We start from the raw sequence: 23,211 nt of genomic DNA, 5'->3' as shown, positions 1-23,211 counted from the left end.
GCGCAACAATTCTGGCGCAACGGCTCTTGTAGTGGGGCACCTCATCTTTCACCCCCTAACGCGCCCGCCATGAGCCAGATTCTACAGGAAGTTCTCGCTGCCAACAAGCAGTATCAGGCCGAGTTCGGCGACAAAGGCGCGCTGGCGCTGCCGCCGGCCCGCGCCTTTGCCATCCTCACCTGCATGGACGCCCGCCTTGACCCGGCCAAGTACGCCGGCCTGGCCGAAGGTGACGCCCACGTCATCCGCAACGCCGGCGGCCGCGCCAGCGACGACGCCATCCGCTCTTTGGTGATTTCCTACAAGCTGCTCGGCACCAAAGAGTTCTTCGTCATCCATCACACCGACTGCGGCATGCTGCTCTTCACCGACGACATCATGCGCGACCTGCTGGCTAGCAGCCTCGAAACGGCCACCGTGGACGAAACCGGCTGGCACGACGTAGGCCAGGGCCCCGGCTCGGCGGAAGCCCGCAACATTGCCTTCCTGACCTTCAAAAACCTGGAGCAAAGCGTCATCGACGACGTGCAGCGCATCCGCCAGCACCCGCTCGTGCCCGCCACGATTCCGGTGTACGGCTACATCTACGACGTGAAAAGCGGCCAGCTTCTGGAGGTGCCCGCCGCCACGCAAATCGGGCAGGCGAAGTAACCAGTCCTTCCGACCAGTCTTGCAAATGCCCCGACCAGCTGGCCGGGGCATTTTTTGTGCAACTTATTCACCTACTTGCGGCTCTATCCTACTATAATTCAATGACTATGAAACACACGTATCTGTTGCCCGCCTTTGCCCTGCTAGGATTGGCGTCGGGCTGCGCCAAAGAACCGGCTCAGGAATTCAAGCTTTCAGCCGAGCAGCTGGCATGGCAGCCCTACCGCCCCGGCAACATACTGCGGTTCGGGCAGGCCAATTCCAGCAAGGTGCGAACCTTTGTTATCGACGACGTGGAGGATAAGCCGGAAGAATATTCCCTGGGCGGCAGTGCTCCGGTATACCTTGGGCCGCGAAAGCGCGTCAAAAGCCAGTCGATTGAGGTGCGCGTCCGCCGGACAGATACGATTCGTTATAGCCCCACTCCTACCAGCACGCCTACCCGTCCTGATTCCATACCGGATACCTCCGCTCATTCGCTGCTGAGTATAAGTGCGGGTGATATTGATCAACCGGGCTACGCCTATCTCATTTGGGACTATGGATTCAGCAGCGACCTGCCGTATGATGATGTAATTGCCGGCCGGCCATTATCAGGTTTTACGTTGCTGCTTCCCATGCTCCGTTTGGGTGGCATTGACTATACATCTGTGTTGCGCATCCCCAACGATCCATACCTATCGGGTAATCCGTCTGGGTTTCCCCGTAACAAGCCGGCCCGGTTCGTTTACTACGCTAAAGGCTTCGGAGTCGTCGGCTTTGAGGAAGGTAATGCGCTGTGGTACCGGCTGCCCTAACCGCTGCATAAAATTCGGCAAAACGGGAGCTACGGTAGCGGAGCCGCGGTTTTCTCTGTAGCTTATGGCCCTGCCAACCCACCAACTGACCTCCCATGCTAGGACTCATGATGCAGGAGCCGCTACGTATCGCCGGCCTCCTCGAACACGCCGAAAAGTGGCACGCTGACACCGAAATCGTGAGCCGGCTGGCCGAGGGCGGCCTGCACCGCTACACCTACGCCGGGCTGGGCCGCCGCAGCCGGCAGCTGGCCCACGCCCTGGCCCGCCTGGGCATGCAGCGCGGCGACCGGGTGGGCACGCTGGCCTGGAACACGCACCGCCACCTGGAGCTGTACTACGGCGTGTCGGGCAGCGGGGCCGTGTGCCACACCATCAACCCGCGCCTGTTTTTCGAGCAGCTGGTTTACATCATCAACCACGCCGAAGACCGGCTGCTGTTCTTCGACCTCACCTTCCTGCCGCTGGTGGAAAAACTGGCCCCCATCTGCCCCAAGGTGGAAAACTGGGTGCTGATGACCGACCGGGCCCACATGCCCGAAACCACCAGCCTACCCGACCTGCGCTGCTACGAAGACCTGCTGGCTACCGAAAACGACGAGTACGCGTGGCCCTACTTCGACGAGAATACGGCCTCCTCGCTGTGCTACACCTCCGGCACCACCGACCAGCCCAAGGGCGTGCTCTACTCGCATCGCTCCACGCTGCTGCACAGCTACGCCGCCTCCCTGCCCGACTGCTTTAACTGCTCGGCCCGCGACACGGTGCTGCCCGTGGTGCCCATGTTCCACGTCAACGCCTGGGGCATTCCGTACGCGGCGCCGCTCAACGGCTGCAAGCTGGTGCTGCCCGGCCCCGGCCTCGACGCGGCCAGCCTCTACGAACTCTACGAAACGGAAGGCGTGACCTTCACGGCCGGCGTGCCCACCATCTGGTTTGGGCTGCTGACGTTTATGCGCGAGAAAAAGCTGCAGTTCACTACCCTGCGGCGCATGATTGTGGGCGGCGCTTCCTGCCCGCCGGCCTTGCTCAAGGCGTTTGATGAGGAGCTGGGCGTGGAAATCCGGCACGCCTGGGGCATGTCCGAAACCTCGCCGCTGGGCACGGTCTGCACCCTCAAAACCCAGCAGCTCAGCCTCAGCCCCGACGAGCAGTTTGCCATCCAGACCAAGCAGGGCCGCGCCATTTTCGGGGTGGATATGCAGATTGTGGACGACGCCGGTCAGCCCCTCCCCCACGACGGCGTGGCATTCGGCGACTTGCTGGTGCGCGGCCCGTTCATCGTGGCCGAATACTTCCGCACCCCGCACCCCGGCGAGCTGACCGCCAGCGGCTGGTTCCGCACCGGCGACGTGGCCACCATCGACCCCAACGGCTTCATGCAGATTACCGACCGCAGCAAGGACGTCATCAAGTCGGGCGGCGAGTGGATTTCGAGCATCGAGCTGGAAAACCTGGCCATCGGGCACCCGCACATTGCCGAGGCGGCCGTCATCGGCGTGCCCCACCCCAAGTGGAGCGAGCGGCCATTATTGGTAGTGGTGCGCAAGCCCGAGGCCACCATCACGGCCGAGGAGCTGCTGGCTTTTTACGACGGCAAAGTGGCCCGCTGGTGGATTCCGGAAGCGGTGGAATTCGTGACCGAGCTGCCCCACACCGCCACTGGTAAGCTTCTCAAAACCAAGCTTCGCCAGGATTTCGCGGGATACTCATTTCCAGGATAGCGCGTTACCCGAAAAGCCTGTCATCCTGAGCAGCGCGAAGGACCTTATCACGCATGAACGATAAGCCCAGACGAGGCTCGTTCATGCGTGATAAGGTCCTTCGCGCTGCTCAGGATGACAGGCTTCCTTACTTATACCTTAATAATTATGCCCTTTTTGTACATCACCCACAGCACGCCTAGCCAGATCAGCACGCACACCAGCGCGCCGGCCAACGAGGCATTGATGGGACTGAAGTAGGGCGTGAAAAACGTGTTGTAGAGCCAGGCGCGCAGCATCATGTCGCCGACTTTGATGAGGTTGAGGGTTTTGGAGACGATGGCCGAGAGTAAGAACACGGTAATGGCATTCACGCCGTAGGCCAGGGCCGGCTTGGTCCACCAACCGCGGTGGTTTTGTACGTCCGTCAGCCAGTAGAGGGCCGCCAGGGCCATCATGGCCAGGCCGCCGGTATAGAGCACGTAGGAGCTGGTCCAGAGGCTTTTGTTGATCGGAAACCAGCCATTCCAGATCAGGCCCAACAACACGGCCGCGCCGCCCGCCACGAACAGCCACGCCACGCGGGTGGCCTGTTCCACGTCCTTGTGGCGCAGCCACTGCGCCGTCAGCATGCCCAGCAAACCGGTGCCGATGGCGGGCAGCGTGCCGAGCAGGCCTTCGGGGTCCCAGGTGCGGCTGTTTTTCCAGAGGTGGTTTTCGGTGAACACCACCCGGTCCAGCCAAGCGCCGAGGTTGGTGCCGGCTTCCAGGTTGGCGGCCCCGTAGTCAGGCACGGGCACCACCTGCAGCAGCACGTTGTAGAACACCAACACGAAGGCCAGTAGCCCGATCTGCTGCCGCCGCGTGGTTTTCAGAAACAGCAGCCCGCACACCAGAAACACCCACGAAATGCGGGCCAGCACCCCCGGAATCCGCACTGTTTCAAACTCGAACTTCGGATACAACGCTCCCAGCAGCCCCAGCCCAAACAGAATAGCCGAGCGTTTCAGGATGCGCACCATCGTACGGCCATGGGTTTCGGGCTGCCGCCGCGCGCCGTCCAGCGCGTACACGATGCTGACACCCACGATGAACAGAAAGAACGGAAAAATCAGGTCGGTGGGCGTGCAGCCGTGCCAGTGCGCGTGCTCCAGCGGCGCGTAGATGTGGCCCCAGTCGCCGGGGTTATTCACCAGAATCATGGCCATGACGGTGAGGCCGCGGAACACGTCGAGGCTGATGAGGCGGGCCGGCTGCGAGGACTCGGCCAGCGGCACAGTGCCGGTGGTTTCTACGGCAGCCTGGGTGGTGGTTTGCATGGCGGGATTGGCAGCGAAAGTCAGAGGAACGAGAATACCCAAAGCTAGGAAATGCGGCCACGCAACGAGCATTTTTTCGGGTTTTTGGCCGGTGCGGAACGCAAACGGCTGGCCTCCGCCCAAAGCAGAAGCCAGCCGTTTGCGTTCCGCACCTGGGTCGGCCTAAATAGCCGGGTCGGCGGGCGTGTTGGTGTTGTTTTCGCGCTCGGTACGCGGATACGGGAAGAAGTTGCGGTTGCGCTCAGCCCCGGTGGTGCCCGGACCGGGGCGGCCGAAGCGGCGGCTGTCATCCAGCCGGAAGCCCTGGAAGGCCAGCTCCACCTGCCGGTTGCGGTAGATGTCGAGCAACACGGCGTCCGGCGCAAGCGCGCCGCTGTAAGCCGCCAGGCCGGCGCCGGGAGGAGCCGTGGGGAAGCTGGTGCTGCCTACGGTGAGTGTTGTAGCCGCGGCCGTGCTGGTGCGCACCCGGTTCAGCTCAGTTACGGCGTTGGGCAGGTCATTTTTGCGGGCGTAGGCCTCGGCCCGGATCAGCAGCATCTCGCCGGGCACGTACACTGGCACCGGCGCGGCGCTGGCCGTGTAGAAGCCCGTACCGCGGTTTTGGGTGGCCGTGGGGTTGGCGCGGGTGTAAAACGGAATGCGCCGGTCGTTGGCTTCGGGCGCCAGCGCGCCGGTCAGGCCCAGGTTCACGTCGGTGGGCTCGAATACGTTGCGGTTGCCGAAGGCCACCTCCGACACGGCATTGCGGGCCAGCTCGTCGAACGTGAAGTATGAGCGGCTAGCCTGGTCGACGCGGGCGGCGGCCGCCAGGGCCTTGTCGTAGTCGCCGGCCTGCAGGCTGTAGCGCGCAATCAGGGCCTGCAGGGTGTTCGGGAGGTTGATGCCGCCGATAATCTTGCTGTTGAAATCGGCGGAAACCGGGTTGGCGGCCAGCTGGGTAGCCGCCGTTTCCAGCTGCGCCACCGCCGACTGCAAGGCCTGCACCCGCGGCACAAACGGCGCATTGGTAGCCGTGGTGATGGGCAGCTGCTCGAAATACTGCGCCACCGTGCCGATGGCCAGCGCCCGGAAGATGCTGGCGTAGGCCACAATGCCGCTGCGGGTGCCGGGGTCGGCGGCGTTGCCGGCGTTGGCCAGCACCAAGTCGGCGTTGGCGCGCACCAGTTGGCTCTGGGTCCAGACGTTGCGCACCACGCCGTTGAGGTTGGTGACGTTGCCGGCCCCGAGGCTCACGTTGAATTCCTCGATGTTGCCCACGTTAATCACCGTCAGCTCGCGGGTGCTCAGGCCCCCGGCCGCCACGGTGTTGTACAGCGGGCTCAGGGCCCCGCCCGTGGTGAAGCGCGACTGCAGGCCGTTGCAGACCGTAATCAGGCCGTCGGAGTTGGTGAGCACCTGCTCTTGGCTGGCGGTGCTGGGGTTCAGGTATTCTTTGTCGCAGCTGCTGACCGTCAGCACGGTCAGGGCCGCCAGCGAAACCAGTATCTTTTTCATGACGTGAATCGAAGTGAGGGAGAAAAAAGACCACCGGGCCTAGAACGTGCCGGCCAGCCGCAGCTGGTAGGTGCGCGGAATCGGCACGTTGCCGAAGTCGATGGCCCGCAGCAGATCCGACGAGCCGCCGGCGCTGGTTTCGGGGTCGAAGCCCTTGTAGTCGTCCCAGGAATAGAGGTTGCGGCCTACCACCGACACGCTCAGGTTGCTGATGAACTTGCCGACGGTGGGCAGCGTGTAGGTCAGGGCCGTTTCGCGCAGCTTCACGTAGGAGCCGTCATCTACCCGAAACTCCTGAGTGTTGTAGACGCTGAAGATGTAGCCGCGGGGCAGCTCGCCGCGCAGCTCTTTCTCGGCCAGGTCGCCGAGGCCCACGCCCTGCCGGGTGCGGTAGTCGGCGTTGAACACGTCCACGCCCTGCACGGCATCGAGCAGTACGCGCAAGCCCAGCCGCTTGTAGGTGAAGTTGGTGCTGAACGAGCCGGTCCAGTCGGGGTTGGGGTCGCCGATAATCACGTTGGCAATGCTGGTACCTTGGGCGTAGCTGGGCTGGCCGTCGGAGTTGCGGGCCGGCGTGAAGCCTACCGCGCCGGTGCTCTGGCCGGTGGTGCGCTCATCTTGCGGGAAACCCTGGGGCGTGAGCAGCAGCGAGCCGTCGGCGTTGCGGGCGTAGGCCGAGCCGTAGAACACGCCCGCCGGCTGCCCGTTCAGCAGATACACCGGCGCCCCCGTCACGTTGTCAATCAGGATGGCCGACGAGCCCACCAGGTCTACAATCTTGTTGCGGTTGCGGCTGTAGATGGCCGTAAAGTCCCAGCTGAAATCGGTGGTTTTCACCGGCGACACGCTCAGCTGCACTTCCACGCCCTTGTTATTGAGCCGGGCCACGTTCTCCACAATGGACGAGCCCCCACGCGAGGGCGCAATCGTGCGGTCCACTACCAGGTCGGTGGTTTTCTGGTCGTACACCGTCACGCCCAGGCCCAGCCGGTCGTTCAGGAAGCCCAGGTCGGCGCCCACTTCCAGCTCGGCCACGCGCTCGGGCCGCACCCGCGGGTTGGCCAGGCGGGCGTTGGGCAGAAACGTGGCCCGGCCCTGAAACGCCACCGGCGTAAACTGGTAGAACCGGTCGTAGCTGTCGATGCCGTTCAGGTTGCCGGCCTCGCCATAGCTGGCGCGCAGCTTCAGCGAGTTGAAGGCCGTGGCGTAGCCGGCATTTTTCCAGAAGCCCAGATCCGACAGCACCAGCGAGCCGCTCACTTTGGGGTAGTACTGGTTGGTTTCGGAAGGCGAGAACTTCGACGACCGGTCGCGCCGGATGGCGGCCGTCAGGAAGGCCAGGTTGCGGAACCCGACCGTGGCCTGCCCGAAAATTCCGCTCAGATCAAACTGGTCCAGCCCGTAGGCGGAAGCCACCGTGGTGCTGCCCGAGCCGCTGACCGTGGAGATGAACGGCGTCTGGTTCTGGCCCTGAGTGCGCACCAGCTCGCTGCGCAGATACTGGTAGCTGTAGCCGGCCAGCACTGTCAGCTTGAGGTTTTCGGTGAACTGCCGCTCGTAGCCCAGGTTCACGTCGGAGTTCAGCTGCAGCACGTTGTTGTTGGCGTTGGCCGCGAAGCCCAGCGGATAGCGGGCCAGGGGCAGCCCGGCCGTGGCCTGGTACGGGTAGGGCCGGATGTAATTCTGCCCCGCCTGCGAGTAGGTGTCCACGCCCAGAATGTAGTCGAGCGAGAAGCCTGCAAACGGCGTCAGGTTCACCTGCAGGTCGCTGATGGTGCGGTTGATGCGCTGCGTGAACTTCATGTCCTCGATGGTGGACAGCGGGTTGACGCGGGTGGGCTCCACGGCCTGCAGGTTGCCGTTGACGTCGCGCTGGTTGATGTCGTAGATGTTGTTGGTGATGTTGATGGAGTTGATGGGGCTGTAGAACACGTTGCCGTTGGCTTTCTCGTTGGAGAAGCTGTTGTTGTAGGCAATGCCCGCCGAAGCCCGCGCCCAGCTGGCGAAGCGCTGCTCTACCCGGGCCCGCAGGTTGTAGCGCGTGAAGTCGGTACCATCAATAATGCCCTGGTTTTTCAGGTAGCCCGCCGACACCAGGTACTGTGTCCGCTCGGCCCCGCCCGCCACCGACACGCCGTTGTCGGTGCCGTAGCCGGTCCGGAAGATGTCGTTGAAGTAGTCGTAGCGCGGCACGTCCACGAGGTTGGTGGCCAACTGGGTGGTGGCGCCGGCCCGCGTGATGCCGGTGGTGGTGGTGCCGGGGTTGGCGGCCAGCTGCTGGGGCGTGGGCGCCCCGATGGTGTAGAGCCGCAGCCCCGCAAACCCAAACTGCTTGCCGTAGGTGTTCACCGGCAATGATTTACGCAGCTCGTTGATGTTGAAGCTGGTGTACACCGACACCCGCGCCGCGCCCGCCACGCCGCGCTTGGTGGTGATGAGCACCACGCCGTTGGAAGCCCTGGAGCCGTACTGCGCCGCCGCCGCCGCCCCGTTTATCACGTTGATGCTGGCAATGTCGTTGGGGTTGAGGTCGGCCAGGCGGTTCTGTCCGGCGTTGGCCGACCCGATATCCGGTCCCGCCGCCAGCTGCGACACGTTGGTGCTGTTGTTGCTCACAATCACGCCGTCAATCACGTACAGCGGATCGGAGGAGCCCCGCAGCGAGTGAATCCCGCGCAGCCGCACCGACATAGAGCCGGAAGGGTCGCCGGAGTTCTGCACGATCTGGGCGCCGGGCAGCTTGCCCTGCAAGGCGTTGAGCGCGCCGCCGGTGCCGCTCTGCACCAAGTCGCGGGCCGTTACGGTGCTGATGGCGTTGCCCAGCTCGCGCTTATTTACGCTGATGGTGGAGCCAATCACCACCACGTCATCAAGGTTCTGGCTGGACTCGGCCAGCGACACATCGGTGGTGACGCTGGCGCTGCTGCCCACCGTGACGGTGCGGTTCTGGGTGCGGTAGCCGATGGTGGAAAACGTGAGCGTATAAGTGCCGGGCGCCACCTGCACGGGCAGCGTGTAGTTGCCATCGGTGTTGGTGGCGGTGCCGAGGGTGGTGCCCCCGAGCAGCACCGTGGTGCCGGGCAGGCCCTGCCCCCGCTCATCCGTGACGCGGCCCTGCAGGGTGTAGGGCTGCCGGGTGCCATCCTGGGCCAGCGCCGGCACGGCGACCAGCACGCTCAGCAGCGGCCCGCCCAGCGAGCGGGCCAGCCGGGCAAAAGAGTAGGAGTTTTGCATAGGTGAGAAGAAAAAAAGAGTGGGAAGTGAGGCGTAACACTCAGGAAATATATACTATTATTCCTGTAAATAATTACAACTAAAACACTACTGCCTTTTAGCGTTATATCTTTGCTTACAGACCTGCAGCGCCTGGTTTCATGGGCTTTTCCATAAGCGCCAAACCCCGACTTGCCCCGGCCTGAATCCGGATAATTCAAGGAAGGACACGCCGGGGCTTGAGGGAGAAGCTGTTTAAAAAGCAGTGGAGCTTCATGCAGAGCGCAGCGAAGCATGACGGGCTGTTAATTTTTTCAACTTCGCAGCCACCCCGAGCAGGTCAGCTGCCCGAAAAATCGGTTAGAAATGCCACCGCACGAAGGCTTCGATGCCTTCATACTCGGGCAGGCCGAGCTGGTCGTAGAGGCGGGCGGTGGTGCGGTTGCGCTCCTCGGCGCGCTGCCAAAACTCGCGCTGGTCGGCGCCCGGAAACAGCGGCCGATCTTTCTGGCTCTGGTGCTTGAAGATGGCGCGGCGCTTGCGCGTGAGCTCCTGCGGGCTTAGCGGCACGGCCATTTCAATCTGGGCCACGTCCCACTCCTGCCAGGCGCCGCGGTAGAGCCACACCCAGCAGTCCTGCAGCCACGGCGTGCCGGCCGCTTTCAGCCGCCGCACCGCCTCGAAGATGGCCGCCAGACACACGCGGTGCGTGCCGTGCGGGTCGCTCAGGTCGCCGGCGGCGTAGATTTGGTGGGGCTGCAGGCGGTTGAGCAGGTTGATGGTGAGTTGGATGTCTTCTTCGCCGAGCGGCTTTTTGCGCACCCGGCCAGTTTCGTAGAATGGCAGATCCTGGAAGTGGGCACGGGTTTCGGGGTCGAGGCCGGCGTAGCGCAGGGCGCTTTTGGCTTCGCCGCGCCGGATCAGGCCCTTGATCTGCTGCACCTCGTCGGAATCGACTTGGCCGGGCTGCTTGTTCTTCAGGAAGTCGGCTACGCGCTGGTAGAGCGTTTCGGCCGGCTGGTCATCGAAGCGGAACGCCTCGTCGTAGTCAGCCACGAAATCGGCGAAGCGGATGGCCTCGTCATCGAACACGGCAATGTTGCCGGAGGTCTGGTAGGCCACGTGCACCTCGTGGCCCTGGTCGACCAGCCGCAACAGCGTGCCGCCCATGCTGATTACGTCGTCGTCGGGGTGAGGCGAGAAGATGAGGACGCGCTTGGGGAAGGGCGCGGCCCGCTCGGGGCGGTGGGTGTCGTCGGCGTTGGGCTTGCCGCCGGGCCAGCCCGTGATGGTGTGCTGCAGCTCGTTGAACACCCGAATGTTGAGGCTGTAGGCCTGCCCTTCGGCAGCGGCCAGCAGGTCAGAGAGGCCGTTTTCGTTGTAGTCTTCGTCGGTGAGCTTGAGGATGGGCTTTTCCACCAGCCGGGCCAGCCAGGTCACGGCCTTGCGCACCTGAGCGGCTTCGTGCCAGTTGCAGGGCTGGCCGGCCAGCCAGGGCGTTTTGCGGGAGCTGAGCTCGGCGGCGGCGGCCTCATCGAGCACGGCCTGTACGGCGGGATGGTGCTGCAGGTAGGTGGCCGGCACGGTATCGGTGGGCTCGCCTTCCACCATGCGCTTGATGACGGCGGCTTTGCCTTCCCCCCAGGCCAGCAGCACAATGTGGCGGGCTTCCAGAATGGTGCCCACGCCCATGGTAATGGCGCGGCGCGGTACGTTTTCCTCGCCATAAAAGTCGGAGGCGGCGTCGGTGCGGGTGATGTGGTCGAGGGTGATGAGGCGGGTGCGGGAGGCGGCGCCGGAGCCGGGCTCGTTGAAGCCGATATGGCCGGTGCGCCCGATGCCCAGCAGCTGCCAGTCGATGCCGCCGGCCTCGCGAATCTGCTCTTCGTAGCGGCGGCAGAACTCAGCTACCTGGTCGGCGGGCACGGTGCCGTCGGGAATGTGCACGTTTTCGGGCTTGATGTCGATGTGGTCGAACAGGTACTCGCGCATGAAGCGCACGTAGCTCTGCAGCGAGTCGGGCGCCATCGGGAAATACTCGTCGAGGTTGAAGCTGACGACATTCTGAAAGCTCAACCCCTCTTCACGGTGCAGCCGCACCAACTCCTCATATACCCGCGTCGGCGACGAGCCCGTGGCCAGGCCCAGCACGGCCGGGCGGCCCTCCTGGGCACGCTGCCGGATGAAGGCAGCCAGCTCGCGGGCCACCTGCACGGAGGCCTGCTCAGAATCGGGGAAGATGCGGACGGGCACGCGCGGGGCGGTGGGGCGGGCAGCAGACATGGAAGAGACTATGGGTGAGAGATGGACAGAGAAAGCACGGAAAAATGTGTGTTTAGCTGCAGCATTCAAAGTCAAAATTCTACTAAATAAAATACCATATATAGTTGGCTGCTATTGCGCAGCTTTCTAGATTTAATCCCGACTTTTTTTCTAATCGCCGGTTTTTTCGATCTATCTGCTCCGGAATTACTGCAAAAATCTCTTCCACACACGCTTTTCCGATGGCTAGCGCACTGTTTTGTTGTCTGCTGAATTTTTGCCTGGTCTAGCTCCGGCCGGAATTACGCTGCTGGTGGCAGCGTAATTCCGGCCGATATTTTTGTCCCATTCTCTCACTCATTCCCACACCTCTTTCCTCTATGAACAGACTCTACTTGCTAGCGCCGGTACTGAGTGTGGCGGCAGCCCTGCCGGCCCACGCCCAGCAGAACCTGCGCACGGTCACGGGCATCGTGACGGACGCCAGCAACACGCCCCTGCCCGGCGTAACGGTGCTTGTGAAAGGCACCACCAACGGCGCCAGCACCGGCACCGACGGCCGCTACTCGCTGCAGGCGGCACCCGGCAGCACCCTCAGCTTCAGCTTCATCGGCTACACCAGCCAGGAGCGCACCGTCGGGCCCGACGGCGCCGTGGATATCAGCCTGAAGGAGAATACCACGGCCCTGAACGACGTCATCGTGACGGCCTTTGGTATCAAGCAGGAGCGCCGCCAGGTGAACTACGGCGCCCAGGAAGTAACCAGCAAGGACATCATCGACTCGCGCCAGCCCAACATCGTGAATGCCCTGCAGGGCAAGGTGGCGGGCGTGCAGGTGACCAGCTCGGGCGGCGGGGCCGGCGAAGGCGCCTCCATCGTTATCCGGGGCGGCAACTCGCTGGACGGCGACAACCAGCCGCTGTTCGTGATTGACGGCATCATCATGGACAACACCTCGTTTGTGGAGTCGACGGCGCCGGGCGGCGGGTCGGCGTTCAACGGGCTGCTGGGCCGCTCGGTGTCGTCGCAGAACCGCGCCGCCGACATCAACCCCGAGGACGTGGAAACCATGACCGTGCTAAAGGGCCCGGCCGCGGCGGCGCTCTACGGCCTGCGGGCCGCCAACGGCGCCGTTATCATCACCACCAAGAAAGGCAAATCGGGCGTGGTGACGGTGGACTACCGCACGCAGGTGTCGGTGGACGAGGTGAACCGCCTACCCAAGCTGCAGGGCGTGTACAAGCAGGGCGCCAACGGCATCTTCGACCCAAATACGCGCAGCTCGTGGGGGCCGCAGTTTGCGCCCGGCGAAACAGTGTACGACAACCTGGGCGACTTCTACAAAACGGCCTATAACTTCCAGAACTACCTGACCGTGACCGGCGGCACCGAAAAAGGGTCGTTCCTGCTTTCGGCCTCGCACCTCGATCAGACCGGCGTGGCCCGCAACTCGGAGTTCGACAAGAGCACGGTGCGCCTGTCGGGCACGCTGCAGGTGTCGCCGAAAATCCGGGCCCAGGGCTCGGCGCAGTACCTGAACTCGGGCGGACGGCGGCCGCTGCAGGGCCCCGGCCTGTTTGGCGGCTCGGGCGGCTACATGGTGAGCCTGCTGACCTGGCCCCGCAACGACGACGCCCGCAACTACCTCAACCCAGACGGCACGCGCCGCCGCCTGATTGGCGGCATCGGCAGCTCCGACGCCGACAACCCCTACTTCACTGTGGAGCGCAACCCCATCACGGACCGCACCAACCGCGTCATCGGCAACGCCCAGGTGACCTACGAGCCGGTGAAGTGGATAACCATCAACTACAACCTCGGCACCGACTACTACACCGAGCGGGTGCGTTCCATCCGGGCCATCGGCACCTCGCAGCCCAACAACCAGGACGGCGGCATTTCGGAAACCACTACCCAGAACCGCCTGCTCAACTCCAACCTGACGGCGGTTCTATCGCACTCGTTCAACGAGAATATCAGCGGCTCGCTGCTGCTGGGCAACTCCGTGGAGCAAGGCCTGCGCGAAACCACCGACATCATCGGGCTGGTGTTCCGCTCGCCCAACTTCAACTCCATCAACAATACCGTGAACCGCGGCGCCTTGACCACCAACTCGCTGCGGCGGCTGGTGGGCAACTTCGCCCGCGTCAACCTGGATTTGTTTAAGCAGGTGACCATGGAGGTGAGTGCGCGCTACGATATGTCGTCGACGCTGCCGCGGCCAAGCAAGGGCAAAAACTACGGGCAGGGCTTCCTGTACGGCTCGGCCACGCTGGGCTACGAGTTTTCGCGCACGCTGGGCCTCGACAACAGCTCAGTGCTGAACTACGGCAAGCTGCGGCTGGCCGTGGCCGAGGTAGGCAAAGACACCGGCCCCTACCGCGTGGAGTCGCCGCTGGCCCAGAGCACCTACATCGGGGGCGGCTTCCGCCAGGGCTTTTTCGGCTCGAATACGCAGCTCCGGCCCGAGCGCACCCGCTCCTATGAGGCTGGCCTGGACTTCCAGTTCCTGAAAGGCCGCCTGGGCCTGGATGCCGGCGTGTACTACTCTGAAACCCGCGACCAGCTGATTGCGCCCCGCGTCAGCCAGGCTTCCGGCTACATTCTGCAGTACATTAACGGCGGCACCGTAACCAATAAGGGCGTGGAAATTGCCCTGAACGGCCGGCCCGTGCAGACGGCTTCGGGCTTCACCTGGGACGTGCTGGCCAACTTCTTCCACAATGAGAACCGCGCTAAAAAGCTGCCGAGCTTCCTGACGGAGGTCAACCAGTCGGATTCGTGGGTAATTGACGTGGCCCGGGGAAGCGCCTTCCCCAACCGGCCCATCACGTCCATCGGCGTGCAGGACTACGCCCGCGTCACGGACCCCAACTCGCCGTATTTCGGGCAGGTGATTATCAGCCCTACCACCGGCTATCCGTCGGTGGTGGCGGGCACGTTTGTGTACGCCGGCGACCGGGCGCCGCAGTTCACCACCCAGCTCACCAACACGCTGGCCTACAAAGGCCTGTCGCTGACCTTTATGCTGGACTTCCGCAAGGGCGGCGACGTGGTGAACGGCAACGAGTGGATAGCCGTGCGCTCGGGCCTGAGCAATAAAACCCTGGACCGAAATCAGACGGCCGTTATCGAGGGCGTGGTGCGCGCCGCCGACGGGTCGTACTCGCCGAACACGCGCCCCGTGGAGCTGACGCAGGGTTACTTCATCAACCAGGTGGGCGGCACCGGCTGGGCTTTCGTGGAAGACGGCTCCTGGACCCGCCTGCGCTACGCCACGCTGGCCTACCGCCTGCCAGCCACGCTGCTGGGCAAGAGCTTCGTGAAAGGCGTGGAACTGAGCGTAACGGGCCGCAACCTGCTGCTGTTCACCAACTACTCCGGGGCCGACCCCGAAACGGCCGCGGCCGGCGCCGGGGTGCGCGGCGGTGGCTCGGGGGGCTTTGACTACGGCAGCACGCCCGCTACCCGCGGCGTCGACATGGCGTTGCGCGTGAATTTTTAATTGAATGGCTGAATGGTTGCATTGCTAAATGGTTGGCCGTTCGACGAGCAGTCGCAAGGAGTAACCATCTAACAATTAAGCCATTAAACATAAAACACAAATGAAAAAATATCTTCTCCTTCTGGGTCTGCTGGTTGGTGGCGGGGCGCTGAGCTCGTGCGAGAGTTTCCTCGACGTGAACACCGACCCCAACAACCCCATCAGCTCGACACCCAACTTCCTGCTGCCCGGCGGCATTTCCCAGGCCTTCCAGCAGCAGATGTTCACCTCGCTGGTGACGCCCTACATCACGCAGCAGATTGTGCGCCGGGCCCCGGCCTCCAGCACCGACCAGTACTACTTTGCCACCGGCAACGGCAACAACACCTTCAACTACTTCTACTTCTACGTGTCGGGCAACCTGCGCGCCGCCATTACGGCGGCCGAAGCGGAAGGCTCGCCGGCTTACGTGGGCGCGGCCAAAATCACGCAGGCTATGTCGCTGGCGCACCTCACCGACATGATGGGCGACGTGCCGTTCACGGAGGCCTTCCAGGGGGCGGCCAACTTCTCGCCCAAGTACGACCCGCAGGAGCAGATTTACGCCACCATTTTCCGGCTGCTGGACGAGGGCGAGCAGGAAATGCTGAAGCCGGCCTCGGCCAACGTGCGCCCGCTCTACGTGACCGTGCCCAGCCCCAGCGGCGACATCCTGTACCGCGGCGACGCCACCAAGTGGGTGAAGCTGGCCTACGCCCTGCGGGCTCGCCAGCTTCAGCACCTCACCAAAAAAAGCACCTACAGCGCCCAGGCCGTGCTGGCCGCCGTCGATAAGGCCTTCACGTCCTCGGCCGACGACGCGCAGCTGCAGATGGAAGTGCCCGTGCCCCCGATTACGGGCAGCACCAGCATCTTCGGCACGGCCCGCGCCAACTTTGCCGGCGCTACCTTCTCGGTGAACCTGCTGCGCTACCTCAACGGCAGCGCCGCCAACGCCACCTACCCAGGCGTGACGGACCCGCGCTTTGCCGTGATGGCCACGCCCGTGAGCGTGGGCACCAATCCCGGCGTGTCGGGCGGCACGCCCATTGCCCAGACGCAGAACGCCTCCGACTTCTACTCCGGCTGGTATGCCCGCGACCTAGGCTACCACGAAATCATTACCTACCACGAGCTGAAGTTCATTGAGGCCGAAGCGGCCTTTTTGGCCGGCGACCGGGCCCGCGCGCTGCGCGCCTACCGGCAGGGCATCGAGGCCCACATCCGCAAGATTGGGGGCGGCGGCACGTTTGCCTCGCAGGGCCTCACGGTTACGTTCCCCATCCTCACTCAGCAGCAGATTGACGGCTACCTCAACAGCGCCGCCGTGGCCCAGAACGAAGCCCAGCTGGACCTGAAGCGCATCATGGAGCAGAAATACATTGCCCTGTTCCTGAACCCGGAGGCGTGGTCGGATATGCGGCGCTATGATTTCCGCTCCGATATCTACGTGAACCTGGCTTTCCCGAACGGGGTGAACCCCATCTTCAACCCGATTCCCACTGACCCCGCTCAGCGCCGGTTCCCGCGCCGCCTGCTGCCGGCCCTCACCGAAACCCAGTACAACCCGCAGAATGTGCAGGCCATCGGTGGCCTCGACCCCGACTACGCCACCCGCCCCGTGTGGTGGGACCAGCGGTAGTGCGGCGCTGGTGTCTTTTCCCTCCTTCTGATGTGCTTTTTCTATGAACCTGTTTTCTAACATACGGGCGCTGGTGCGGCGCCCCTGGCCCCTGCTGCTGGCCCTGGCCGGCCTGGCCGCCACCGCCTGCGACGACGACTTCGAGCCGCCCTACGCGCTGACCGGCGATGGTGGCTTTTCCACGATTGGGGCCGCGCCGGCGGGCCTGCGCAACAAGTACGCCCCCGGCGAGGTGGTGAACCTGCTGGTAGGCTTCAACGCCGCCGACAAGGTGCGCGACTTTACCGTGTTCCAGGTGATTGGCCGGACCGACTCCGCCGTGGTCAGCACGCTGCCGCCCACCAACCCGGTTTTCGACTCGCGGGCGGGTATTACGGCCCAGCCGATTGCCTACACCGTGCCGAACCTGCCCAACCAGACGGCCGTGCGGGTGGACGTGACGACGACGTTTGAGAACGGGGCCACCCGCCGCCAGCGCTTCACCTACAACGTGGCGGCCCGGCCGACCCTGCGCTTCGGCACCACGGCCTCGCCTACCACCATCACCACCTTCCGCAACAACCTGGCGGGCACGGCACAAACCGTAAACGATATCATCGGATACAACCTGGTGCTGAACGAAGGCGGTATCGGCGTGGCCCCTACTCCACCGTCGACCACTACGCTGTTTAAAAACGTGGACAGCCTGACCACCTATTACCGCATCGGTACGGGCCGGCGCGTGCGGGCCAGTTCCATCCTCAACCCCAGCACCGGCGCGGCCAACGCCCGCACCGTGGACGTACGGGTGCCGGCCGGCGCCCAGGGCCAGGCCGTGACGTTCGTGTTCAAAGCCTTTTCCGGCCCCGACTCGGCCGTGGTGACGTCGGCTCCGCTCAACGTAGTGGCGCCCACGGCCCTGAGCCGGGTGCGCACCGGCCGCGTCACGGCAGGCCCCAGCGCGCCGCAGGACTCGGTAGCCTACGACCTGCGCCTGGGCGCCAACGTGCTTGCCAGCGCGCCGGCCGCCACCAAAGACCTGTTTGCCAGCGGCGTGCTCGGCACTACGGTCAGCCTGTCTTCGGCTAACACCACCGTCTACTACCGGATTCCGGTAGCCACGGCCGCCACCGGCTACTACAACACGGCTTCGGCCAATACCGTAGGCACGCTGCTGTACCAGAACGCGGCTTCGCTGACCGGCACCACCGCCCTGCCCGGCACCGTAGCCGCCGGCGAGCTGTTCGCTGTGCGCGTGCGCGGGGCCGAGCCCATGCTCCTGCGCATAGTGGGCGTGAAGCCCAGCACGGCGGGTTCCACGGCCCGCGTGGTGTTTGAGTACCGCGCGCTCTAGCCCTGGCTCGTTACGTCTTCCTGAACAGCCCGCTGGTACTTCCGGCGGGCTGTTTGCGTTATTAATGACGCCGGTTCTGTGCGTATTGGCCGTTGGCGTGGCCGTCAGCCGCTGCAGGCAGGCAGCCCAAGTCTGCCTGAATCCGTAATTTTGCTTATGCCTCTTACCGCCCGCATCAATGAAACCCTGGCCCGCCACGCACTGCGTGCTACTCCCATCCGGCGGCAGGTGCTGCAGGTGCTGCTGAGCCGCCCCTACGCCCTCTCCAGCAACGACATCGAGCAGGCGCTGGGCGAGGCCGGCATCGACCGGATTACGCTCTACCGCACCCTGCGCACCTTCGAGCAGCAGGGCGTCATTCACCGCGTCATCGACGCCACCGACATCATCCGCTACGCCGCCTGCGCCACCGGCTGCACCGAGCACGCGCACCACGACAACCACGTGCATTTCAAGTGCACCGCCTGCCAGCACACGTACTGCCTCAACCAGGTTTCCATTCCGCCGGTGGTGCTGCCGGGCCGGTTTCAGGCCGAGCGCAGCGACTACCTCATGTCGGGCGTGTGCAGCCAGTGCCGGCCGGCCGCTTAGTTTACGTCATTATCCTATGTCGACTTCCTGTTTTGTTTCGCAGCCTGGCTTGACGTGGTTTGGGTGGCCGATGACGCTGCTTTTACTTCTGACTGCAGCCGGCGCAACCCAGGCCCAGGCACCGCTCACAGGCCGGTGGGGCTTGCGCCAGATTGCCTTCGAGGCCCCCGCCACCCTGCCGGACTCACTGCAGGAAAAGCTCTTCCACAGCCCGGCCGCCGAAACCAACATCGGCATCACCAACGGTGAGCTGACGCTGGTAGTGGAATTCCGCCCCGACAGCACCTATACGTATACCACCACCCGCGGTGGCCGCCTGGTGCTCACCGAGCAGGGCACGTACTCCGTACGCCGCAACCAGCTCTATACCCGTAGCGCCCAAACCACCGATGAGCCGCTTTTCAACGGGCAGCTGCTGCTGGAGCTCACGCGCCGCAAGCTGCTCATCCAAACGCCCATCTGGCAGCCTGAGCTACAGATTTTCGAGCAGCTGGAATACGAGCGGCTCCCGACGGTGAAAAAGTAATGGATTCGTAAGAACAATGTAGAGACGCAAAATATTGCGTCTCGTCGTTGCTGATGTTGTTACGTTAATCGTCTGACAGCATCGTTCAACGACGAGACGCAAAATATTGCGTCTCTACATCGTTTAGCAGCAAACACCTGCTACCGGCCGCCAAACAGCCGGCTGAAGAAGCCGCGCTTTTTCTTGGGCTTGACTTTCGTTTTCACCTTAGTGACGGGGCCGGCGGAAGCGGCAGGGCGCGAGGCGGCCGGACGCGGCGTGGGTACCACTACGGCCGGGGCCGCCGGGGTTGGGGCGGTGGACACCGGAGCCGGTGGCGCGGGCGTTTCGGTGGGAGCTTGGGCCAGGATTATTTCGCCGGGGCGGCCGGTGCTGCGCACGCTCACGGGGCGGCTTTCGTTGTGCAGCCTATCCACGGCCGTGAGGTAGTAGGCGTAGGCGTGGCCGATGCGGGCCGCGGTGTCGGTGTAGGCCAGCAGGCCGCCGGTGCGGGGGCGCACTACGGTCAGGATACGGCGTGGGTCGTTGGGGGTCGGCGTATCGCCGTCTTCGAAGCGGTAGATAACGTAGTACGCTGCCAGGTCGCCGTCGGCGGCGGGCGGGGCGGGCTGCCAGGTGAGGATGTTGGCGGGCAGCGCGGCCGTAAGCGTCAGGCCCTGGGCCGGGCGGGGCGGCACGGCGTCCAGCCAAGGCATGGTGGGCACCAGCGCTGGATAATGGAACAGGTTTTGCCGCAGCGAGTCGGTAGTATGCAGGGCATTGGCCAGCAACGACTTCGCGCTGAAGAACACGCTGCCGCCCACTTCGGCCGGGAACGTGCGGTTGAAGCGAATCTGGCGCGGCAGCTCGCGCGGGTTGCGCCAGGTGGTGTCGGCCTTGGTGTTTTCCAGCATGCGGTAGGCGCCGTGCCCGATGTAGAGGTGGCGGCCGTTGGCGTTGCGCGCCCACCACTCCACCAGCACCGGATACTGCGCCACCTTGAAATTGGAGCTCCAGTACAGCTGCGGCAGCAGGTAATCGACCCAGCCCTGGCGCACCCACTCCAGCGCGTCGGCGTAGAGGCCATCGTAGCCCTGGAAGGCCTTGGTGGCTGAGCCGTTGGGGTCGGTGGCCTGGTTGCGCCACACCCCGAAGGGCGAGATGCCGAACTTCACCCAGCGCTTGGTGCCCTGGATGGAGGCGTGCAGGTCGCGGATGAGCAGGTTCACGTTCTGGCGGCGCCAGTCGGCCAGCTTCAGGTTGTCGGGGTTGAAGCGGGCGAAGGCGTCCTCGTCGTGGATAGTCTGGTTGGCCTCGGGATATGGGTAGAAGTAGTCGTCGAAGTGCACGCCATCGATGTCGTAGCGGCTCACTACGTCCAGAATCACGCGGTTGATGTACTGGCGCACTTCCGGCAGGCCGGGGTTGTAGAGTAGCTTGCCCGAAAAGCGGATAAACCACTCCGGGTGCTGGCGGTACGGGTGGTTGGCGGCCAGCCGGCGCGTCACGGTGTCCATGGTGGCCCGGTAGGGGTTGAACCAGGCGTGAAACTCCATGCCGCGGGCGTGGGCTTCCTCAATCAGGAAGGGCAGCGGGTCGTAGGCGGGGTTGGGTGCTTTGCCCTGGGTGCCGGTCAGCCACTTGCTCCAGGGCTCCAGGCTGCTTTGATAGAAGGCATCCGAGGCGGGCCGCACCTGCACAAACACGGCGTTGATGCCGTTGCGCTGCTGGGCGTCGAGCATGCGGATGTACTCGCGGCGCTGCTGCTCCGGCGAGAGGGTACGGGCACTGGGCCAGTCGATGTTCTCCACCGTGGCAATCCAAACGCCGCGCAGCTCGCGCTTGGGCGGCGTATCGGCGGCGGTGGCGGGGCGGCACGAGGCGGCCAGCAGGCCGGAAGTCAGGAGCAGGAAAAGAGCGAGGCGGCCAGCGGCAAACAATCGGAACATCAGCACGAAAACAGGGAATCAGCCTGCAAATTACGCACATAAGCGGCCGGATTGGTATGCAGCAGACAGGATTGCCATGCCGGCACAGGTCAGCCCGTGCCGCCGGTTCCAGTCCGGCGGCTATTTCCAGCCGTCGGACCGGTCGCCGCCCGAACGGTAACGCTGCCCCGGTGACGCAACATCAGCTTGCGACGACCGGCCCGAAGGCTCCAAAAAGCCGCCGGACCGGCAGGGCCAGCGGGCGCGTGCAACGCGCCCCTACAGTGGGATGTCCAGCAAGTCGAACTCTGCCCAGCGGTGATGGTCAAAGTGCCACCATTCGCCCGGGTAATTGACGAAGCCGTGCGCGCTCATGGCGGCCAGCAGCCAAGCCCGGTGGCGGCGGGCCGGGGCCGAAACGGGCTCGTAGGCGGTGTGGGCGGCGGGCGTCAGGTCGTCGAAATCGGTGGGCATGGGCAGCGGGCGGCCGGTGGCCAGATCCACGAGGCCCACGTCGAGGCTGGCACCACGGTTGTGGCGGGAGCCGCGCCAGGGCGGGGCGGCGTACTGCTCGTCCTGCACTTTTTCCCAGAGGCGCACCGTGGCGCGGTAGGGCCGGTAGGCGTCGTACACGAGCAGGCTGGCGCCGTGCCGGGCCAGGGCAGCCTGCACCCGCACCAGATCCAGGGCGGCGGGCCGGGCCAGCAACGCGGCGGCCCGGTCGTACAGCGGCTCGCCCAGCAGGTTGTGGGGCGTGGCGTAGCGGATATCCAGCTGCAGGCCCGGCACCACCTCCGCCAGGTTCACCAGAGCGTGGTCGGGGTGGCGCTGCACCAGCTGGCGGTACTCGGCGGCGCTCAGCACGCGCGGGCCGGCGGGAGTCAGCTCACTCATGGGGCGTCGTCGGTAGTGGTGGCTCGGTAATCGAGGCGGAAGCGGCTCAGGTCGGGGGTGTGGCGGCGGGGGCGCTGCTGCTCGTAGCGCAGCACGGCCTGGCCCAGGTCGCGCAGAAACGGGAAGCCGATGGTGTCGTAGTCGTACTTGTCGTCGTTGAGGATGCCGTCGGAGTTGGTGTAGATGACGGCCGAGAGCAGAAATTCCACGTTGCGCTCCAGGTCCACGACGTAGGCGTTGTCAATCAAAAAGCCATACGCCTGCCCGATTTTGTTGAACACCCGCACGCCCGGCGGCAGCGGCGCGATACCGCCGCCGCCCAGCAGAAACTTGGCGTAGGTGTCGGGGAAGTGCGCCACGTCGTAGCGCGGGGCCTGGCTTTCGCGGGGCAGCATGGAGAGGTAGCGGTGCAGGAAGCGGTAGTCGGCCTCGGCCAGCGCAAACCGCTGGCGGGCCGGCACGGCCTCCGGGAACAGCAAAGCCCGCAGCACCTGCTGCTGCTCTGCCAGCGGGAAGTAGTTCTTGCTGCCCAAATCCAGCGGCTCGGGCACCAGCACGGTGTTTCCCTGCCCGTCCACGGCACGCCCGCCTTGCATGTAGCCACGCCCGATGCGGAAATCGGTGGCGGGCAGCGGCGGCAGCGGCTGGGCGTTGTAGGCGGCGGGCTGTACGTAGAGCGGCCGGCTTAGGGTGGTATCGGCGTAGAAAGCCAGTGGGTTGGTGTGGCGCGAGCCCGGCTCCTGGTCGCCCACGGACAGCCGATGAATCAGGCGGGTTTCGGGCAGGCCGCGGCGGCGCAGCTGCTCGTTGAGCTCCTGCTGCCCCACAAACTCGTAGAGCCGGTTGAAAGCGTCATTATCACTCACCAGCAGCACCTTGCGGATGTACTGCCCGATGCTGGCCCGCCCGCTCCGGGCCGTGGTGTCGCGCAGCACAACGGTCTGGCCGGCAAAGGCCGTGTCGATGCGCAGCGGCGAGGCAGCGCTCAGTTCCGGTACCTGGGCGCGCAGGGTGCGCAGCTTCTGCAGGGCCAGCGCGGCGGCGGGCAGCTTCACGGTGCTGGCTGGGTAGAAATACTGGGTGGCCGGCGCCCCGTAGCGAAACGTGCGGAAGTGCGGCCGCCCGCGCCCGTCGCGGTTGATCTGGGTGTACAGGATCTGCACGCGGTAGGCGGCCGGGTCGCGCAGGATGCGGCCGAAATGGGCCGTATCGGCCTGCAGCAGCTCCGTAAGCGGGTTGCGGCCGCGCTGGGCCGTGGCCGGCCCGGCCGGCACCAGCAGCGCAGCGGCGGCAGTCAGCGAAAAAACAAAAGCCCTCATGCGGCGAAAGATAAAATCTTCCGCCGCATGAGGGCC

At 64.5% G+C, this 23,211-nt stretch carries 15 protein-coding genes; 8 read left to right on the top strand and 7 right to left on the bottom strand.

Going from position 1 to position 23,211, the window contains the following annotated elements:
- Positions 1 to 69: 69 nt before the first annotated feature.
- The 3 genes from N008_RS13810 (at position 70) to N008_RS13800 (ending at position 3,172) form a co-directional block, all read left to right on the top strand.
- Positions 70 to 651, top strand: a complete 582-nt coding sequence (locus N008_RS13810; protein ID WP_044016790.1) for a beta-class carbonic anhydrase — start codon at positions 70 to 72, stop codon at positions 649 to 651.
- A 107-nt stretch (positions 652 to 758) separates the two neighbouring features.
- Complete coding sequence (locus N008_RS13805) at positions 759 to 1,448, top strand: hypothetical protein (RefSeq protein ID WP_156109322.1); 690 nt, start codon at positions 759 to 761, stop codon at positions 1,446 to 1,448.
- Between the two features lie 95 nt (positions 1,449 to 1,543).
- On the top strand, positions 1,544 to 3,172 hold the full coding sequence (locus N008_RS13800) for a 3-(methylthio)propionyl-CoA ligase (RefSeq protein WP_044016786.1): 1,629 nt from the start codon (positions 1,544 to 1,546) through the stop codon (positions 3,170 to 3,172).
- A gap of 131 nt (positions 3,173 to 3,303) precedes the next feature.
- Here N008_RS13800 and N008_RS13795 read toward each other — a convergent pair whose 3' ends face one another.
- The 4 genes from N008_RS13795 to nagB form a co-directional block, all read right to left on the bottom strand.
- Positions 3,304 to 4,470 (bottom strand): acyltransferase family protein, encoded by a 1,167-nt coding sequence (locus N008_RS13795; RefSeq protein WP_081910951.1) that lies wholly within the window; start codon positions 4,468 to 4,470, stop codon positions 3,304 to 3,306.
- A gap of 162 nt (positions 4,471 to 4,632) precedes the next feature.
- Positions 4,633 to 5,964, bottom strand: coding sequence for a RagB/SusD family nutrient uptake outer membrane protein (locus N008_RS13790; RefSeq protein WP_052381551.1), 1,332 nt, complete (start codon positions 5,962 to 5,964; stop codon positions 4,633 to 4,635).
- 39 nt (positions 5,965 to 6,003) lie between these two features.
- Positions 6,004 to 9,198: a SusC/RagA family TonB-linked outer membrane protein gene (locus N008_RS13785; RefSeq protein ID WP_044016784.1), complete on the bottom strand. Its 3,195-nt coding sequence runs from the start codon at positions 9,196 to 9,198 to the stop codon at positions 6,004 to 6,006.
- 339 nt (positions 9,199 to 9,537) lie between these two features.
- Positions 9,538 to 11,460 (bottom strand): glucosamine-6-phosphate deaminase, encoded by a 1,923-nt coding sequence (gene nagB, locus N008_RS13780; RefSeq protein ID WP_044016783.1) that lies wholly within the window; start codon positions 11,458 to 11,460, stop codon positions 9,538 to 9,540.
- Between the two features lie 359 nt (positions 11,461 to 11,819).
- Between nagB and N008_RS13775 the strand changes: the two genes are divergently transcribed.
- The 5 genes from N008_RS13775 to N008_RS13755 all read left to right on the top strand — a co-directional run bounded on the left by N008_RS13775 (position 11,820) and on the right by N008_RS13755 (position 19,055).
- On the top strand, positions 11,820 to 14,945 hold the full coding sequence (locus N008_RS13775; RefSeq protein WP_044016781.1) for a SusC/RagA family TonB-linked outer membrane protein: 3,126 nt from the start codon (positions 11,820 to 11,822) through the stop codon (positions 14,943 to 14,945).
- Between the two features lie 100 nt (positions 14,946 to 15,045).
- Entirely contained in the window at positions 15,046 to 16,605 is a 1,560-nt protein-coding gene (locus tag N008_RS13770; protein WP_044016779.1) for a SusD/RagB family nutrient-binding outer membrane lipoprotein, read from the top strand.
- Between the two features lie 43 nt (positions 16,606 to 16,648).
- Complete coding sequence (locus tag N008_RS13765) at positions 16,649 to 17,938, top strand: hypothetical protein (RefSeq protein ID WP_044016777.1); 1,290 nt, start codon at positions 16,649 to 16,651, stop codon at positions 17,936 to 17,938.
- Between the two features lie 156 nt (positions 17,939 to 18,094).
- Entirely contained in the window at positions 18,095 to 18,529 is a 435-nt protein-coding gene (locus tag N008_RS13760) for a Fur family transcriptional regulator (protein ID WP_044016775.1), read from the top strand.
- 16 nt (positions 18,530 to 18,545) lie between these two features.
- Entirely contained in the window at positions 18,546 to 19,055 is a 510-nt protein-coding gene (locus N008_RS13755; protein WP_156109321.1) for a hypothetical protein, read from the top strand.
- A 140-nt stretch (positions 19,056 to 19,195) separates the two neighbouring features.
- Here N008_RS13755 and N008_RS13750 read toward each other — a convergent pair whose 3' ends face one another.
- The 3 genes from N008_RS13750 to N008_RS13740 all read right to left on the bottom strand — a co-directional run bounded on the left by N008_RS13750 (position 19,196) and on the right by N008_RS13740 (position 23,175).
- Complete coding sequence (locus N008_RS13750; protein WP_044016771.1) at positions 19,196 to 20,983, bottom strand: glycoside hydrolase family 10 protein; 1,788 nt, start codon at positions 20,981 to 20,983, stop codon at positions 19,196 to 19,198.
- A gap of 258 nt (positions 20,984 to 21,241) precedes the next feature.
- A complete protein-coding gene (locus N008_RS13745) occupies positions 21,242 to 21,856 on the bottom strand; it encodes a M15 family metallopeptidase (protein WP_044016769.1) in 615 nt (204 codons plus the stop codon).
- Positions 21,853 to 23,175 (bottom strand): serine hydrolase, encoded by a 1,323-nt coding sequence (locus N008_RS13740; protein ID WP_044016767.1) that lies wholly within the window; start codon positions 23,173 to 23,175, stop codon positions 21,853 to 21,855. The genes N008_RS13745 and N008_RS13740 overlap by 4 nt, the downstream gene beginning before the upstream one ends.
- Positions 23,176 to 23,211 lie beyond the last annotated feature (36 nt).

The organism is Hymenobacter sp. APR13 (assembly GCF_000737515.1).
Taxonomy (GTDB): domain Bacteria; phylum Bacteroidota; class Bacteroidia; order Cytophagales; family Hymenobacteraceae; genus Hymenobacter.
Note: the sequence above shows the minus strand (reverse complement) of the source record. Positions and strands in the feature narration are given on the sequence as shown.

Bases quoted from the DNA above. Each gene is read 5' to 3' on its own strand.
- N008_RS13755 (WP_156109321.1), top strand. From the start codon at position 18,546: ATGTCGACTTCCTGTTTTGTTTCGCAGCCTGGCTTGACGTGGTTTGGG.
- N008_RS13810 (WP_044016790.1), top strand. From the start codon at position 70: ATGAGCCAGATTCTACAGGAAGTTCTCGCTGCCAACAAGCAGTATCAG.
- N008_RS13740 (WP_044016767.1), bottom strand. From the start codon at position 23,175: ATGAGGGCTTTTGTTTTTTCGCTGACTGCCGCCGCTGCGCTGCTGGTG.
- N008_RS13775 (WP_044016781.1), top strand. From the start codon at position 11,820: ATGAACAGACTCTACTTGCTAGCGCCGGTACTGAGTGTGGCGGCAGCC.
- N008_RS13770 (WP_044016779.1), top strand. From the start codon at position 15,046: ATGAAAAAATATCTTCTCCTTCTGGGTCTGCTGGTTGGTGGCGGGGCG.
- N008_RS13745 (WP_044016769.1), bottom strand. From the start codon at position 21,856: ATGAGTGAGCTGACTCCCGCCGGCCCGCGCGTGCTGAGCGCCGCCGAG.
- nagB (WP_044016783.1), bottom strand. From the start codon at position 11,460: ATGTCTGCTGCCCGCCCCACCGCCCCGCGCGTGCCCGTCCGCATCTTC.
- N008_RS13805 (WP_156109322.1), top strand. From the start codon at position 759: ATGAAACACACGTATCTGTTGCCCGCCTTTGCCCTGCTAGGATTGGCG.
- N008_RS13765 (WP_044016777.1), top strand. From the start codon at position 16,649: ATGAACCTGTTTTCTAACATACGGGCGCTGGTGCGGCGCCCCTGGCCC.
- N008_RS13750 (WP_044016771.1), bottom strand. From the start codon at position 20,983: ATGTTCCGATTGTTTGCCGCTGGCCGCCTCGCTCTTTTCCTGCTCCTG.
- N008_RS13800 (WP_044016786.1), top strand. From the start codon at position 1,544: ATGCTAGGACTCATGATGCAGGAGCCGCTACGTATCGCCGGCCTCCTC.
- N008_RS13790 (WP_052381551.1), bottom strand. From the start codon at position 5,964: ATGAAAAAGATACTGGTTTCGCTGGCGGCCCTGACCGTGCTGACGGTC.
- N008_RS13785 (WP_044016784.1), bottom strand. From the start codon at position 9,198: ATGCAAAACTCCTACTCTTTTGCCCGGCTGGCCCGCTCGCTGGGCGGG.
- N008_RS13795 (WP_081910951.1), bottom strand. From the start codon at position 4,470: ATGCAAACCACCACCCAGGCTGCCGTAGAAACCACCGGCACTGTGCCG.
- N008_RS13760 (WP_044016775.1), top strand. From the start codon at position 18,095: ATGCCTCTTACCGCCCGCATCAATGAAACCCTGGCCCGCCACGCACTG.